At 63.9% G+C, this 14,293-nt stretch carries 15 protein-coding genes; 11 read left to right on the plus strand and 4 right to left on the minus strand.

Going from position 1 to position 14,293, the window contains the following annotated elements:
• Positions 1-176 precede the first annotated feature (176 nt).
• Positions 177-1,028 (minus strand): YihY/virulence factor BrkB family protein, encoded by an 852-nt coding sequence (locus LB572_RS20190; protein ID WP_140809366.1) that lies wholly within the window; start codon positions 1,026-1,028, stop codon positions 177-179.
• Positions 1,029-1,086: 58 nt separating this feature from the next.
• Between LB572_RS20190 and LB572_RS20195 the strand changes: the two genes are divergently transcribed.
• From LB572_RS20195 to LB572_RS20225, 7 genes are all read left to right on the plus strand, one after another.
• The gene (locus LB572_RS20195; RefSeq protein WP_224668934.1) at positions 1,087-1,953 is read left to right on the plus strand and encodes an SDR family oxidoreductase; all 867 of its coding nucleotides are present in this window, start codon (positions 1,087-1,089) and stop codon (positions 1,951-1,953) included.
• Positions 1,954-1,978: 25 nt separating this feature from the next.
• Entirely contained in the window at positions 1,979-2,170 is a 192-nt protein-coding gene (locus LB572_RS20200) for a twin transmembrane helix small protein (RefSeq protein ID WP_140809370.1), read from the plus strand.
• Between the two features lie 78 nt (positions 2,171-2,248).
• The gene (locus tag LB572_RS20205; protein ID WP_224668935.1) at positions 2,249-2,830 is read left to right on the plus strand and encodes a cob(I)yrinic acid a,c-diamide adenosyltransferase; all 582 of its coding nucleotides are present in this window, start codon (positions 2,249-2,251) and stop codon (positions 2,828-2,830) included.
• Positions 2,831-2,851: 21 nt separating this feature from the next.
• Positions 2,852-3,655: a rhomboid family intramembrane serine protease gene (locus LB572_RS20210; protein ID WP_140809374.1), complete on the plus strand. Its 804-nt coding sequence runs from the start codon at positions 2,852-2,854 to the stop codon at positions 3,653-3,655.
• A gap of 162 nt (positions 3,656-3,817) precedes the next feature.
• Positions 3,818-4,567 (plus strand): electron transfer flavoprotein subunit beta/FixA family protein, encoded by a 750-nt coding sequence (locus LB572_RS20215; RefSeq protein ID WP_140809376.1) that lies wholly within the window; start codon positions 3,818-3,820, stop codon positions 4,565-4,567.
• A 23-nt stretch (positions 4,568-4,590) separates the two neighbouring features.
• Positions 4,591-5,520: an electron transfer flavoprotein subunit alpha/FixB family protein gene (locus tag LB572_RS20220; RefSeq protein WP_140809378.1), complete on the plus strand. Its 930-nt coding sequence runs from the start codon at positions 4,591-4,593 to the stop codon at positions 5,518-5,520.
• A 201-nt stretch (positions 5,521-5,721) separates the two neighbouring features.
• Positions 5,722-6,600 carry a 3-hydroxybutyryl-CoA dehydrogenase gene (locus tag LB572_RS20225; protein WP_224668936.1) on the plus strand — a complete coding sequence of 293 codons (879 nt, stop codon included), beginning with the start codon at positions 5,722-5,724 and terminating at the stop codon, positions 6,598-6,600.
• Positions 6,601-6,731: 131 nt separating this feature from the next.
• On the opposite strand, the gene LB572_RS20230 is transcribed toward LB572_RS20225, so the two are convergent.
• The 3 genes from LB572_RS20230 to LB572_RS20240 all read right to left on the minus strand — a co-directional run bounded on the left by LB572_RS20230 (position 6,732) and on the right by LB572_RS20240 (position 10,051).
• Positions 6,732-8,708 (minus strand): PAS domain S-box protein, encoded by a 1,977-nt coding sequence (locus LB572_RS20230; protein ID WP_224668937.1) that lies wholly within the window; start codon positions 8,706-8,708, stop codon positions 6,732-6,734.
• Between the two features lie 166 nt (positions 8,709-8,874).
• Complete coding sequence (locus LB572_RS20235; protein WP_140808772.1) at positions 8,875-9,513, minus strand: NrsF family protein; 639 nt, start codon at positions 9,511-9,513, stop codon at positions 8,875-8,877.
• A gap of 1 nt (position 9,514) precedes the next feature.
• A complete protein-coding gene (locus LB572_RS20240) occupies positions 9,515-10,051 on the minus strand; it encodes a sigma-70 family RNA polymerase sigma factor (RefSeq protein ID WP_140808774.1) in 537 nt (178 codons plus the stop codon).
• 242 nt (positions 10,052-10,293) lie between these two features.
• Between LB572_RS20240 and LB572_RS20245 the strand changes: the two genes are divergently transcribed.
• The 4 genes from LB572_RS20245 to LB572_RS20260 all read left to right on the plus strand — a co-directional run bounded on the left by LB572_RS20245 (position 10,294) and on the right by LB572_RS20260 (position 14,059).
• The gene (locus tag LB572_RS20245) at positions 10,294-10,431 is read left to right on the plus strand and encodes a hypothetical protein (protein WP_181179847.1); all 138 of its coding nucleotides are present in this window, start codon (positions 10,294-10,296) and stop codon (positions 10,429-10,431) included.
• Positions 10,432-10,507: 76 nt separating this feature from the next.
• Positions 10,508-11,554: a hypothetical protein gene (locus LB572_RS20250; protein WP_224668938.1), complete on the plus strand. Its 1,047-nt coding sequence runs from the start codon at positions 10,508-10,510 to the stop codon at positions 11,552-11,554.
• A 9-nt stretch (positions 11,555-11,563) separates the two neighbouring features.
• The gene (locus LB572_RS20255; RefSeq protein WP_224668939.1) at positions 11,564-12,916 is read left to right on the plus strand and encodes a hypothetical protein; all 1,353 of its coding nucleotides are present in this window, start codon (positions 11,564-11,566) and stop codon (positions 12,914-12,916) included.
• A gap of 141 nt (positions 12,917-13,057) precedes the next feature.
• Complete coding sequence (locus tag LB572_RS20260; protein ID WP_224668940.1) at positions 13,058-14,059, plus strand: iron ABC transporter substrate-binding protein; 1,002 nt, start codon at positions 13,058-13,060, stop codon at positions 14,057-14,059.
• Positions 14,060-14,293 lie beyond the last annotated feature (234 nt).

The following is a 14,293-nucleotide window of genomic DNA, read 5'->3' on the forward strand; positions in this document are numbered from 1 at the left end:
AGGAACTGAGGAACTGAGGAACTGAGGAACTGAGGAACTGAGGAACTGAGGAACTGAGGAACTGAGGAACTGAGGAACTGAGGAAAAAGGCGGCAACTGACGTTTTCCTTCTTCAATTCTTCAATTCTTCAATTCTTCAGTTCCTCTGTTCCTCTGTTCCTCTACCCGGCGCCCACTCACCCAACCCGCGCACGCGCTTCCAGATAGCGGCTGATCGAGGCGTTGAGCTCGCCGCCGAGAATGAAGATCGCCGAGATGATGTAGAGGAACACGACAGCGATCATGATCGAGGCGAGCCCGGCATAGGTCGTCACATAGGACGAGAAATGGTCGAGATAGGTGGCGAAGATCGTCGACCCGACCAGCCAGGCGATCAGCGTGAAGACGATGCCCGGTATGATCGAGACGAAGCGGCGTTTGCCGGCCGGCAGCCAGATATGCACCGAGAACAGCCCGATGACGATGACCGTCGAGGCGACCACGTAGCGCCAGATGGTGATCGTTCCCATATAGGGCTTGATCCATTCCAGATGCGCTTCCGCCAGCCGCGCCAAGAGCGGCGCGAACACCAGAAGCACGCTGACGGCGAGGAAGCAGGCGGTGGCGATCAGGACGAAGATGATGCTCTGCACCCTGCGGTGGATGATGCCGCGCGTCTCGGTGACCCGGTAGGCGCGGTTGAGCGACGTGCGCAGCGCCTCGATGCCGTTGGAGGCGAAATAGGCCGCCAGCAGCACGCCATAGGTCAGAAGGTCGGTGCGCCGCACGGTGAGCACGTTCTGCACCTCATGCGCGATCGGCTTGGCGATCTGCTCCGGCCATGTGTCGAAGACCAGATGCACGGCGGTGTCGGCGAAAGCGCGAGCGCCGAGGAAGCTGGCAAGCGTGGTGGCGAAGATCAGGAACGGAAACAACGCCATCAGCGAGGTGATCGCCAGATGGCTGGCCATCGCCCAGCCGTCATCGGTGTTGAAATGGCCTATCGCATCGTAGAGCACGCGCTTGAGGGCAACGATATTCCGCAGCAAGGGCCCGCGCTCCGCTCGATTGTGTCAACGCCGCGAATATGGGAAGTGATTGCGGCAAATGGCAACCCCAGGTCCCACAACGCGCCCCGCGACCAAACAGTTGCGCACCGTCATCGTCACCGGAGCTTCCTCCGGCATCGGCGCCTATTGCGCGCGGGCGTTGAAGGCGGAAGGCTGGCGGGTCTTCGCCACGGCACGCAAGCCGGCCGACATCGCGGCCCTCGAGGCCGACGGTCTGGAGGCCTTCTACCTCGACTATCGCGAGCTCGAATCCATCGCGGCCCTGGTCGATGCGGTGCTGGAACGGACCGGCGGCACGCTTGACGCGCTCTTCAACAACGGCGCCTATGCCCAGCCCGGCGCCGTCGAGGACCTGCCGGTCGCGGCGCTTCGCGAGCAGTTCGAGGCCAATTTCTTCGGCTGGCACGACCTCACCCGGCGCGTCGTGCCGGTCATGCGCCGCCAGGGGCACGGCCGGCTCGTCCACTGCTCCTCGATCCTCGGGCTGGCTCCGGTCCGCTTCCGCGGCGCCTATTCGGCCTCCAAGCACGCCATCGAAGGCCTGATGCTGTGCATGCGCCAGGAGCTCGAAGGCAGCGGCATCCACCTTTCGCTCATCGAACCGGGACCGGTGATATCGAAGATCGCCAGCAACGGCCTGCCCTGGTTCCTCAGGAATATCGACGTCGAAAACTCCGTCCACCGCGCCGACTATCAGGCGCAGCTCGCAAGGCTTCAGGCAGGCGGCAGCGTGTCGAAGCTGAAGCCGGGCCCGGAGATCGTGCACAGGGCGCTCCGCCACGCGCTTCTGTCACAGCGCCCGCGCCCGCACTATGTGGTAACGGTGCCGGCTAAGATCGGCGTGGCGCTGAAACGCGTCCTGCCAGCCTCCCTGCTCTACCGCGTGCTCGCCAGGCGCGCCTGACCGAACCTGAACCGGAGCCAGCCAGATGCTCATCACCTTGAAGATCCTCGCCGTCATCGCCATGGCCGCTGTGGTGATCGTGCTGGTCCGCGGCCTGATCAACATGATGCGCGGCGGTTCCGGCATGACCTCGAACAAGCTGATGCAGGCGCGCATCATGCTGCAGGCCGTGGCCTTGGCGCTGCTGTTGCTGGTGGTCTATTTCACGCGCAAATAGCGCAGGCTCGGCAATTCCAGGAAAATGCGGGGCGGTTTTCCGGCCGGAATTGCGCAAAAATCGATCGAGGGGGATCGCGTGGTCAAGCTCAACAAGATCTACACCCGCACCGGCGACGACGGCACGACAGGGCTCGGCACCGGCGAGCGGCGGCTGAAATCCGACCTGCGCGTCGACGCCTACGGCACCGTCGACGAGGCCAATGCCTGCATCGGCATGGCCCGCCTCCACACCGCCGCCGAGCATCCGGCGATCGACGCCATGCTGTCGCGCATCCAGAACGATCTGTTCGACCTGGGAGCCGACCTCGCGGTGCCCGATGACGGCAAGCCGCTGGAATACGAGCCGCTGCGCATCGTCGCCGCGCAGACCGGCCGCGTCGAGCAGGACATCGACGCGCTCAACAAGGATCTGCGGCCGCTGAAATCCTTCGTGCTAAACGGCGGCACGCCGGCCGCGGCGGCGCTCCATCTGGCCCGCACCGTGGCGCGGCGCGCCGAGCGGCTCATGGTGGCCCTGGCGCAGGATCCGGCCGAGCATGTCAACCGCGAGGCCCTCAAATACATCAACCGCGTCTCGGATTTCCTGTTCGTCGCCGCCCGTGCGGTCAATGACAATGGAAAGGCCGACGTGCTATGGGTTCCCGGCAAGAACCGCTGAATCCGGAGGCGGGAGGGTCCGATGTTCATCCCGCTTTACGACACCAACAGGCTGCGTCACATCCGCCTGCAATATGTGACGATCGGCCTGATCGCGGCGAATGTGCTTGTCTATCTGGCGACCACGCTTGGCGGTGAAAATTTCACCAATGCCGCGGTTCTCGGCCTGGGCTTCATCCCGTCGGTGGTCCACGACAAGGTCGAGCTGTCGCCCGAATTCGTCGTCATCCCCGAGAGCCTCAGCTACCTCACCTACTCGTTCCTGCATGCCGACATCTTCCATCTCGGCGGCAACATGCTGTTTCTTTGGGTGTTCGGCGACAATGTCGAGGATGCGCTCGGCCACATACGCTATCTGATCTTCTATCTCGCCTGCGCCGTAGCCGGCGCCTTCTTCCAAGGGTTGGTGGCGTGGGATTCGCAGGTGCCCCTGATCGGCGCCTCGGGCGCCATCGCCGGCGTCGTCGCCGCCTATCTGATCCTCTATCCGCGCGTGAAGGTCTGGGTGCTGGCCTTTGCCCGTATTCCGCTGCGCATCCCGGCCTTCATCCCGCTGATCCTGTGGATCCTGTTCCAGGTCGTGATGTTTGCCGCCGCCGGCGAAGACCAGATCTCCTGGGCCTGCCACATCGGCGGTATCATCGCCGGGTCGGTCTTGGTGCTGGTGCTGCGCAGCCGCGGCGTGCCGCTGCTGGCCGGCGCAGACGGCGAGCCGGACCCGACGCCCAACGTCCAACAGCCGCCTGTTCCTGCCGAGCCGGCCGCTGGCGATCCGGCGCAGCCGACCTCGCAATGGGGCCGTGGAGCAGCAACGCCCCGGGACTGAACCGATTTGGGTGCGTCATGGGATATTGACGCGCCGATTTGCCGCCACTACGGAAACGGCACCGCTGGGCGGATATTCCGTCCGTAATGTCGGCTTTCGACAACTCTGACAGGGCGCACGCTGCTATAGCGCCCCGACTATCTCAGGAGAGGTGACAGGAAAATGAAGATCCTTGTGCCCGTTAAGCGGGTTGTGGACGCCAACGTCAAGGTCCGGGTGAAAGCCGACGGACTGGGCGTTGAGCTTGCCAACGTCAAGATGGCGATGAACCCGTTCGACGAGATCGCGGTCGAGGAAGCGATCCGCATCAAGGAAGCCGGCAAGGCGGAAGAGATCATCGTCGTCTCGATCGGTCCGCAGCAGGCGCAGGAAACGCTGCGCACCGCGCTCGCCATGGGCGCCGACCGCGCCATCCTGGTCAAGACCGACGAGCAGACCGAGCCGCTCGGCGTCGCCAAGGTGCTGAAGGGCGTGGTCGAGGCCGAGAAGCCGGGCCTTGTCATCCTCGGCAAGCAGGCGATCGACGACGATTCGAACCAGACCGGCCAGATGCTGGCCGCGCTTCTGGGCTGGGCCCAGGGCACTTTCGCCTCCAAGGTCGAGCTCGCCGGCGACAAGGCCAAGGTGACGCGCGAAGTCGACGGCGGCCTGCAGACGGTCGAGTTGAAGATGCCGGTGATCGTCACCGCCGACCTTCGCCTCAACCAGCCGCGCTACGCCTCGCTGCCCAACATCATGAAGGCCAAGAAGAAGCCGCTCGACGAGAAGAGCCCGGCCGACTACGGCGCCGACGTCAAGCCGCGCCTCAAGGTCATCAAGACCGAGGAGCCGAGCGGCCGCAAGGCTGGCGTCAAGGTCAAGAGCGTCGCCGAGCTGGTCGAGAAGCTCAAGAACGAAGCCGGCGTGCTCTAAGCGGTCAGGAAAGGATCAAGAAAATGGCAATTCTCCTCATCGCCGAACACGACAATGCGAGCCTTTCCGACCAGACGGCCAAGGCGCTGTCGGCGGCCCTCCAGATCGGCTCGGATGTCGACGTGCTGGTGGCCGGCAAGGGCGCCAAGGCTGCGGCCGATGCTGCCGCCAAGCTGAAGGGCGTGCGCAAGGTGCTTCTGGCCGAAGCCGACGAGCTTTCGGAACGCCTCGCCGAGCCGACCGCGGCTCTCGTCGTCTCGCTTGCAGGCGGCTACGACACGATCGTCGCGCCGGCGACCTCCGCCGGCAAGAACATCGCGCCCCGCGTCGCGGCACTGCTCGACGTCGCGCAGGTCTCCGAGATCATCGAAGTGGTCTCACCCGACACCTTCAAGCGGCCGATCTATGCCGGCAACGCCATTCAGACCGTGCAGTCGACCGACGCCAAGAAGGTCGTCACCGTACGCACCGCTTCCTTCTCGGCGGCGCCGGAAGGCGGCTCGGCCTCGGTCGAAACGGCCAGCGCCGCCGCCAATCCCGGCCTCTCCTCCTTCGTCGAGAACAAGCTTTCCGAGAATGACCGTCCGGAACTGACGTCGGCCAAGATCATCATCTCGGGCGGCCGCGCGCTCGGCTCCTCGGAGAAGTTCCAGGAAGTCATCCTGCCGGTTGCCGACAAGCTCGGCGCCGCGGTCGGCGCCTCCCGCGCCGCGGTCGACGCCGGATACGCGCCGAACGACTGGCAGGTCGGCCAGACCGGCAAGGTCGTCGCGCCCGACCTCTACATCGCCGTCGGCATCTCCGGCGCCATCCAGCACCTGGCCGGCATGAAGGACTCCAAGGTCATCGTCGCCATCAACAAGGACGAGGAAGCCCCGATCTTCCAGGTTGCCGACTACGGCCTGGTCGGCGATCTCTTCGTCATCCTGCCGGAGCTGCAAAAGGCGCTTTGACGCCGTCCGTTCTGGCATATTAAAATCCGAAGGGTGGGGTAGACGAAGTCGCCCCGCCCTTTTAGTTTGCACTGCACAAAAAGCGGGCCATCAAGGCCTGAAGTCATTCCGGCGGTTTTGCTTCCGGATTGCGGGAAATAAACAAATAGGAGCGTTTCCGCGCTTCAAGGAAGCGGAACTGTTCCGGACGGGATCGGGGTAATGAGCAAGATCGAGACGATCGGCATTGTCGGCGCGGGTCAGATGGGTGGCGGTATCGCCCATGTCTCGGCGCTGGGTGGCTACAAGGTCCTTATTCACGACGTGTCGCCCGACCGGATCGAGAAGGGCATCGCCACCGTCAGCGGCAACATGGCCCGCCAGGTTGGTTCCGGCAAATTGGAGGAGAAGGCTCGCAACGAAGCGATGGCTCGCATCTCGGCCGCCCCGACCATGGCCGACCTCGCCGCCGCCGACCTTGTGATCGAAGCGGCGACCGAGGACGAGACGGTCAAGCGCAAGATCTACGCGCAGCTCTGCCCGCAGCTCAATCCGGAAGCGATTCTGGCGACCAACACCTCGTCCATCTCGATCACCCGGCTCGCCGCCCAGACCGATCGTCCCGAGCGCTTCATCGGCATACATTTCATGAACCCGGTGCCGGTGATGAAGCTGGTCGAGCTGGTGCGTGGCATCGCCACCGAGGACCAGACCTTCGAGGCGGCCAAGACCTATGTGAAGCACCTCGACAAGACCATCACCGTCTCGGAGGATTTCCCGGCCTTCATCGTCAACCGCATCCTTTTGCCGATGATCAACGAGGCGATCTACACGCTCTATGAGGGCGTCGGCACGGTCGATGCCATCGACACCGCCATGCGGCTCGGCGCCAACCATCCGATGGGGCCGCTGCAGCTCGCCGACTTCATCGGCCTCGACACCTGCCTGTCGATCATGCAGGTGCTGCATGAGGGCCTGTCGGATTCGAAATACCGCCCCTGCCCGCTGCTGGTGAAATATGTCGAGGCCGGCTGGCTTGGCCGCAAGACCGGGCGTGGCTTCTACGACTATCGCGGCGACCAGCCGGTGCCGACGCGCTGATCTTCTGCGGCTGAACCCTCTCGACGCGGCTTAGATCATTTCACCGTTTCACGGAAACGGCGAACTGCCCTATCTCTTTGTTTTTACGCAATTCCGGGCGGAAAACCGCTCACACTTTTCCTGGAATTGCTCTAGGACGCCGCGGCGAGTGGCAGGGGCGGCGCGCCGCGTTTTGAAATATCGTCGGGCGAAGCTTCGTCGGGCGCCGCCGAAACGCAGCCGCGCCCGGCTGCCTTGGCGGCGTAGCAGGCAGCGTCGGCGCGGGCGATGATCTCGTCCACTTCGCCGCAACCGGCGCGGATCGGCGCAAGCCCGATGCTGGCGCCGATCGAATGCGGGCGCCCGTCCCAGCTGAAATTGAGGTTGCGGATGGCGTCGATGATCGAGCGCGCGGCGATCGGCCCGCGCTCCGCGGCGTCCGACTTCAGGATGACGGCGAATTCGTCGCCGCCAAGCCGCGCGACGATGTCTTCCTGGCCAAGCACGCCGCGCAGTGTATCGGCCACGCGCTTGAGCAGCGCATCGCCCGCGGCATGGCCGCCGGTGTCGTTGACCGCCTTGAAGTGGTCGAGGTCGACGAACATGAATTGGTGCTCGCCGCCATTGAGGCGGCACTGGTCGACCAGATCTTCCATGGTGCGGATGAAGCTCGAGCGGTTGGCGAGCCCAGTCAGCGCGTCATGGGCGGCGGCGTAGGCCAGCTGGCGCTGCAGGGCGCGCGCATCCGTGAAATCCTGGAAGACGATGACCAGGCCGCAGAACTCGTCGCGGTCGTTCATAATCGGCGACACCACCTGGCGGATGCTGCAGCGCGTGTCGTCGCGCCGCACCAGAACCGCACGCGTGTTCTGGTCGCAGTGCGGACGTTCGCTCGCCGAAGGACGCGTCAGCCCGATCCTCTGCCCGCTTTCCTCGTCGACCGCCCAATAGACATGGCCGAGCACCTTGCCCATAGCCTCGCCGACCTCGACGCCGGTGAGCTTTTCGGCGACCGGGTTCATGAAGGTGACGCGGTTGGCGGCATCGGTGCAGATCACCGCGTCGCCGATCGACTGCAGCGTCACCCTGAGGCGCTCCTTCTCGTCGGCCAGCATTGCCGCCGAAACGATCAGCCTCGCCTCGGCTTCCTTGCGCTCGGTGATGTCGGTCAGGCTGCCTATGGCCCGGATCAGCCGGCCCTCGCCGTCGCGCTCAATCGTCTTGCCGCGGTCGAGGATCCAGACCCAGTACCCGTCCTTGTGCCGCATCCGGAACTCGGCTTCGAAAAACGGCGTCTCGCCGGCAAGATGCGCGCGATCCGCCTCGGCGACGCGCTCGCGATCGTCGGGGTGGATCATGGTCAGCCAGCGATCGGGGTCGCCGTCGAGCTCGCCATCCGCATAGCCCAGCATCTTTACCCAGGTTTCGGAGTAGGTCGTGCCGCCGTTGCGCATATCGAGGCTCCAGACGCCCTGTCCGGCGCTGGTCAGCGCGAAATTCCACCTTGTCTCGGCCTCGGCGATGCGCGCCTCGGCCTGCTTGCGCGCGTCGATGTCTTCGATCTGCGACACCAGGTAGAGCGGCTTGCCGGTATCCTCGTCGCGGATGACCGAGCCGGCGAGCCGCGCCCAGACCGCGGTCCCGTCTTTCCTGAGGTAGCGCTTTTCGAAATGGTAGGAGCTGATCCGGCCTTCCCGCACGTTCATCATCGTCTCGCGGCCGATCGAGAGATCGTCCGGATGCGTGATTTGCGGGAAAGACAGCGCCTCGATCTCCACCCGGCTGTAGCCAAGCATCGCGGCGAAAGCTGGATTGGCCTGCTGGATGCGCCCATCCAGGCCGACGATGGCGACGCCGATCGCCGAATCCTCCATGGCGCGGCGGAAGCGCTGCTCGCTCTCGGCGATCTGCCGGCGGTCATCGACGATGCGGTGAATGAACAGCGCCGACAAGAACAGCGTCGCGGCGGTGATGGCGATGAAAACCTGCAGGCAGAGCCTCAGCGCGTCGGCGCCGAATTCGAGACGGGGCAGCAGGATCGACGCGGCGGTGGCAACCAGACCGACCGCCAGCAGACCCTGCGCAGCGTGCCTGTCGGCACGGATCCTTTTCCAGTTCAACCACGCCACAATGCGATCCCACCCAACACGCAACTGCACGTTGCCACAACCCTGGCGGATCGGTTTTAAGGAATGGTTGCGTAAACGCCGGCGATCGCGCCGCTAACCGGCAAACAATTGGCGGCATGATTAAGGTACTATTTCCAAACCGTATCAAAGGATCGGTGTGGGGCGGCTACCAGCGCACGAAGAGGCGCCCGCCGATGGCACCGAGCAGCGTCAGGAACGCGATCGCGATCGTATACCAGGTGGCGACGAAGAGCGGTGAATCGTCGAAGCAATGCGCGGCATAGAAGGTTGCCGCGAGCCCGCCCGCGAGCAGGCCGGCGACCGCGCCCGCAAGCACCGGCCTGGTCGGCGCGCCGTAACGCAGCATGCCGAGGAAGATCGCCAATGGGCCGATGCCGATCAGTGGGATGAAGCTCATGCAGATCATCATGTTCGTGCCGACGAGCCGCTTGCCCCAATCGGCCTCGGGCACGACAAATAGCTCGAGGATCACGGCCAGCACGACCAGAAGCGGTGCGGCGATCATCCAGGCCATCGCCCGCCTGGTCGAAGCACCCGGCATCGACAGCACGCGGATCAGCGCGAAGGCGCTGACCGCAAGCACCAGCGTGAACAGGAATTTCGACATGAAGCGCATCGTGTGCATGGCCGGCATGATGTCGGGGCGCGGTCCGATGGTCGTAAAGAAGACGGCCGCCGCGATCACCACGGCCACGCCGACCGCCAGCCACCAGGCCTTGCCGAGTGGCATCGCCTTGTCGCGGGCATCGGCGTCGAGCGCCTTGATGAGATCCTCGGTCCTCATGTCACTGTCGTCCGAATCTTTTTGCGATCGCGGCGAGGCCGCGATGCAATGACACGCGCACCGCCGTCTCGCTGATGCCGAGCTTGGCCGCCGTCTCGCCGATCGACTGCCCATCGACCGAGATCGAGGAGACGACCGAGCGTTGCGCCGGCGGCAGGCCGTCGAGCGCCCGGTTGATGTCGCGCTCGCTCACCGTTTCCGCCTCCGGCTCGGCGAAGGTGTCGGCGATCTCGTCGATCTCGACCTCGATGCGCCGCCCGCGCCGGCGGAACGCGTCGATCAGCTTGAAGCGGGCGATGGCATAGATCCAGGGCAGCACCGGCGCCTCCGGCCGCCAGGTGTGGCGTTTGACATGAATGGCCAGCAAGGTTTCCTGCACGACATCCTCGGGATCGACCCCGCCCTGAACGATCTTGCGCCGGACAAAACCGCGAACGAGAGCGGCGATCCGGTGCAGAAAGTCGGCATAAGCCCTTTCATCTCCCGCGATCGCGGCTCTGAGCAGCCGGGAAAGCTCGGCCTCATCCTTGCCGGTCACAAGAGTTTACCCCCGATGTTCGCGTCTCGGCCCGGATTTGTTACGTGGCCGGCGAAATAATGTCCAAGCCAAACTGATGCAAACTCACGAAAGTTTGCGGATTTGGTGGTTTGCTGCTCGATGGACGGCGAGCGGATGCAGGTCGGTCCTGGTCGGCCACGGCAGAGAAAAAGTGTGCCTCAACCTCACATTGACGCAAGGTAAACCCTTCTGTAGCGTCAGAAGATCGGAGGGGGGCCAAGATGGATTTCATCGAGCGCATTTTTGGATTTTCTCCCGACAACGGCTCGGGAACTTTCGAGGGCAGCATTGTCATTGCAGCCATTGTCCTCGTCGCCGCCGTCTACTTCTACAGAAGACAGAAATCACTGAAGAAATAACATTTTAGACAATCGGCGGGGCACGCCTGCCGAGAAGTGCATCGCCGTTGCGTCCTCTCAGCGTGGGAAACACGACATGTTGGGATCACTGGTCGAACACGTTCGAACCGCGGCCTTTTTGTTGTTCGCCGCCGATTTCTGGAAGCGTCTCGCCGACGGACTGAAGGTGCTGTTCGCCACGATACGCATGCTGCTCTGCCGGCTGGTCAAGGGCCAGAAGCTGCCGAGCCCGTCACAGAGCGATTGCTGCATCCAGCTGCCGCCCGATGTCTACAAGCGCGCCGATCCGCTTCTCTATGCCCAGTACTACCTGATGGCGCAGGGGCTAGCCGTGACCTGGGACAATCCGGACATCGACATTTTCGACGGCGCGGCGCCCGTCACCGGCGCGCTTCAGCCGGCACATAAATACCGTGTCCGCGTCCGCGTCTGGAACGGCTCCTACGATGCTCCGGCGGTTGGGGTGGGAGTGGCTCTGTCCTATCTGTCCTTCGGCGCGCAGACCGTCTCCCATACGATCGCCAGCACCGCCGTCAATCTCGGCGCCAAGGGCACGATCGATTGTCCGGCTTATGCCGAGTTCAGCTGGACCACGCCTGCCATCGGCGGCCATTACTGCCTCCAGGCGCAGCTTTCCTGGAGCGATGACGCCAACCCCGGCAACAATCTCGGTCAGAAGAACGTCAATGTCGCCGAGATGCAGTCGCCGGCAAAGTTCGCCTTCACCGTCCGCAACGAAGCCTCGGTCGCGCGCCGTTTCCTGATCGAGGCGGATTGCTACGGCCTGCCGAAATTGCAGCCTTGCGTTCCGGAAACGCCGCCTGGCGAAGGTCTTGGTGAACGACCCCGAACACGGCTTGCCGAGAGCAAGGCGCGCTGGGCCAAAGCCTTGCGGGAGCAGGCTTACGGCCATTTTCCCGTTCCGGACGACTGGTCGGTCAGGATCGTTCCGGACACGCTTTCCCTGCAGCCGCGCCAGGAGGCCGAAGTGGCGGTCGAGATCGAAGCGAGGGACGCCGCCTTCCGCGGTTCAAAAGCCTTCAACGTCCACGTTTTCACGATCGGCGAGAGCGGATCGCGCGACATGACCGGTGGCGTGACGCTGACCGCGACGAAAGGGTGAGGCGCCCCCATGGCTTACAAGCACTATACGAGCTGCTTCCTCTATCCGGCCGGAGGCAAGCCCTACAATGAGGACGACCGTCTGGCGTTCCTGGCCGGCCAGGCGGTGAAGATCCTCGTCATCACCGGACTGGCGGCCGGCATCGGCTTTCTGGCCGGGCCGGTCGGCGCGGTGCTTGCCGCCGCCATCGCATATCTCGCTTCGGCCACAGCGACGATCGACAAGGCCGCCGCGGAGTGGCTCAACCATCGCCTGGTCTGCCTGGACAAGGACAATCCGAAATGCGCCGTCGGCATCGTGTCCTACAACCCGTTCCGCAGCGATCTCGGCGCCTTCGACAATGACCAGTATTTCGACGTCATACTGATGCCGCATCCGACGACCGAAATCCTCAACGCCGAAACGAACCAGGCGGCTTTGGCGGCGGCCAACCGCTACAATGCCGATGGCACGGTCGTCACGGAATTCGCCGCCAAGATCGCCGCCCATCCGGCAAACGACATTCTCAACGACGGCTTCCAGGGTCACGAGCTGCTTTTTCCGCGCGACGACCTGAAAAACGATCTGGGCTACGCACCAGCCGACGACCATGCGCGCTGGGGCCTGCATTGCGAGGCCGAGGGCGACTTCTGGATCAAGATGCGCCAATGGGCGCCGGCCATCGTCATCCTGCTGACGGCGGCTCTGGTCGTCACGGCAGCAGCGGCCGCGGCCGGCGCCAGCGTCGGCGCGGCAGTCGGCTGCGCCATAGGCTCGTTCTTCCTGGGCGCCCTGGGATGCGCCATCGGATCGTTCCTGGGAGGATTGCTTGGCGGGGCCATAGGTGGCGCTATCGGCGGCGCGGCATCCTATTACGGCGCGATCAAGCCGGTCCTGCAAGGATTGTTCAACATCAACCCTGGCGATGTCGAGGACGCCAATGTCGGCGACAAGGCGCTCGGCCCGATCAGGATGGGCGATCACGTCGCAGTGCTCGGCGAGCATGTCTACGACGGTTATCACAAGGGTTGGCACGAATTTCATCCGCTGATGGCGGTGGTCAAATTCGATGGCGCGGCCGGTGTCGATGCGAAGCACTATCTTCAGTGGGATCCGGACTTTCCCGACACCGGGACCGTACCGCAAAAACCTCCGGGCGAGGCCACCGATCTCGCGGCCCAGGACATGCGCGACGGCCTCGGCAGCGCGGCATTCAGGACGCGCTGCGAGAATTTGCGTCGAACCTGGTGCGCCATGCTGCACGACGCCTTCGATCCGGAGACCAAACGGACGCAGCAGGGGCTCGAGCAGCGCTGGACCATTCATCCGATGGTAGACGGCTGCATTCCGCACGAGCGGCCGCCGGGCCCGCATATCGGTTGATACCTTCATCAGCGTCGTCGGGACGCGCGGCAGCGTCGTCTTGACGCGCGAAAGCGTGATGAATGTGTCGCTCTCCAATGTTGACTAACACGCTCATGAATTGATACTCCGACGCATCCGCCCTGACCCGAGGAGTGTCCTATGAAGTCCCCCCTTATTGCCCTCGCCGCTGCGCTGGCGCTCGGCCTGATCGCCGCCCCGGCCGTGGCCGAGGATCAAGGCATCATCGTCTACAATGCCCAGCATGAGAGCCTCGCCAAGGAATGGGCGGCGGGATTCACCAAGGAAACCGGCATCAAGGTCACGCTGCGCAACGGCGGCGACAGCGACTTCTCCAACCAGATCGCCGCCGAGGGCGCGGCCTCGCCGGCCGACGTGTTCCTGACCGAGAACTCGCCGGCCATGGCGCTGGTCGAGACGGCCGGCCTGTTCGCGCCGGTCGACGCCGATACGCTCGCCCAGGTGCCGCAGGAATACCAGCCGTCGAGCGGCAAGTGGGTCGGCGTCGCCGCCCGCAGCACCGTCTTCGCCTACAACAAGGACAAGCTGAAGGAAGACCAGCTGCCCAAGTCGCTGCTCGATCTCGCCGATCCGAGCTGGAAGGGCCGCTGGGCCGCCTCGCCGTCCGGCGCCGACTTCCAGGCCATCGTCAGCGCCCTGCTTGAGCTCAAGGGCGAGACCGCCACCGGCGACTGGCTGAAGGCGATGAAGGAGAATTTCACCGCCTACAAGGGCAACTCGACGGTGATGAAGGCGGTCAATGCCGGCGAGATCGATGGCGGCGTGATCTACCACTATTATTGGTTCGGCGATCAGGCCAAGACCGGCGAGAACAGCGGCAATGTCGGCCTGCACTATTTCAAGAACCAGGACCCGGGCGCCTTCGTTTCGGTGTCGGGCGGCGGCGTGCTGGCTTCCAGCAAGCATCCGAAGGAAGCCCAGGCCTTCCTGAAGTGGGTGACCGGCAAGGGTGGCCAGGACGTGCTGAAGACCGGAACGTCCTATGAATATGCGATCGGCAAGGGTGCCGAATCCAACCCCAAGCTGGTGCCCCTGGCCGATCTGCAGGCGCCGAAAGTCGATCCGGCGAAACTGAATTCCAAGAAGGTCATCGACCTGATGACGCAAGCCGGCTTGCTTTAGTTCTCGTTCGTCCTAAAAGGGCGAACGACCGTGCTCCCGCGGCAATTCGCCTTTCCGCGGGAGCGTTTTTGTTTGGAGATCGCCTCGTCGATGACGATCGGCTGCGTTTCGAGCCGCTTGCGCGGCTTATCAGATCGCTTCACCGTTTCATGGAAACGGCGAACCGCTCTGTCTCCTTGTTTTGCCGCAATTCCGAACGGAAAACCGCTTCACACTTTTCCTGGGATTGCTCAA

It is taken from the genome of Mesorhizobium sp. BH1-1-5 (assembly GCF_020165615.1).
GTDB lineage: Bacteria > Pseudomonadota > Alphaproteobacteria > Rhizobiales > Rhizobiaceae > Mesorhizobium.

Excerpts from the sequence above, each read along its gene's own strand:
- LB572_RS20195 (WP_224668934.1), top strand. The coding sequence starts at position 1,087 with ATGGCAACCCCAGGTCCCACAACGCGCCCCGCGACCAAACAGTTGCGC.
- LB572_RS20200 (WP_140809370.1), top strand. The coding sequence starts at position 1,979 with ATGCTCATCACCTTGAAGATCCTCGCCGTCATCGCCATGGCCGCTGTG.
- LB572_RS20210 (WP_140809374.1), top strand. The coding sequence starts at position 2,852 with ATGTTCATCCCGCTTTACGACACCAACAGGCTGCGTCACATCCGCCTG.
- LB572_RS20215 (WP_140809376.1), top strand. The coding sequence starts at position 3,818 with ATGAAGATCCTTGTGCCCGTTAAGCGGGTTGTGGACGCCAACGTCAAG.
- LB572_RS20220 (WP_140809378.1), top strand. The coding sequence starts at position 4,591 with ATGGCAATTCTCCTCATCGCCGAACACGACAATGCGAGCCTTTCCGAC.
- LB572_RS20225 (WP_224668936.1), top strand. The coding sequence starts at position 5,722 with ATGAGCAAGATCGAGACGATCGGCATTGTCGGCGCGGGTCAGATGGGT.
- LB572_RS20235 (WP_140808772.1), bottom strand. The coding sequence starts at position 9,513 with ATGAGGACCGAGGATCTCATCAAGGCGCTCGACGCCGATGCCCGCGAC.
- LB572_RS20245 (WP_181179847.1), top strand. The coding sequence starts at position 10,294 with ATGGATTTCATCGAGCGCATTTTTGGATTTTCTCCCGACAACGGCTCG.
- LB572_RS20250 (WP_224668938.1), top strand. The coding sequence starts at position 10,508 with ATGTTGGGATCACTGGTCGAACACGTTCGAACCGCGGCCTTTTTGTTG.
- LB572_RS20255 (WP_224668939.1), top strand. The coding sequence starts at position 11,564 with ATGGCTTACAAGCACTATACGAGCTGCTTCCTCTATCCGGCCGGAGGC.
- LB572_RS20260 (WP_224668940.1), top strand. The coding sequence starts at position 13,058 with ATGAAGTCCCCCCTTATTGCCCTCGCCGCTGCGCTGGCGCTCGGCCTG.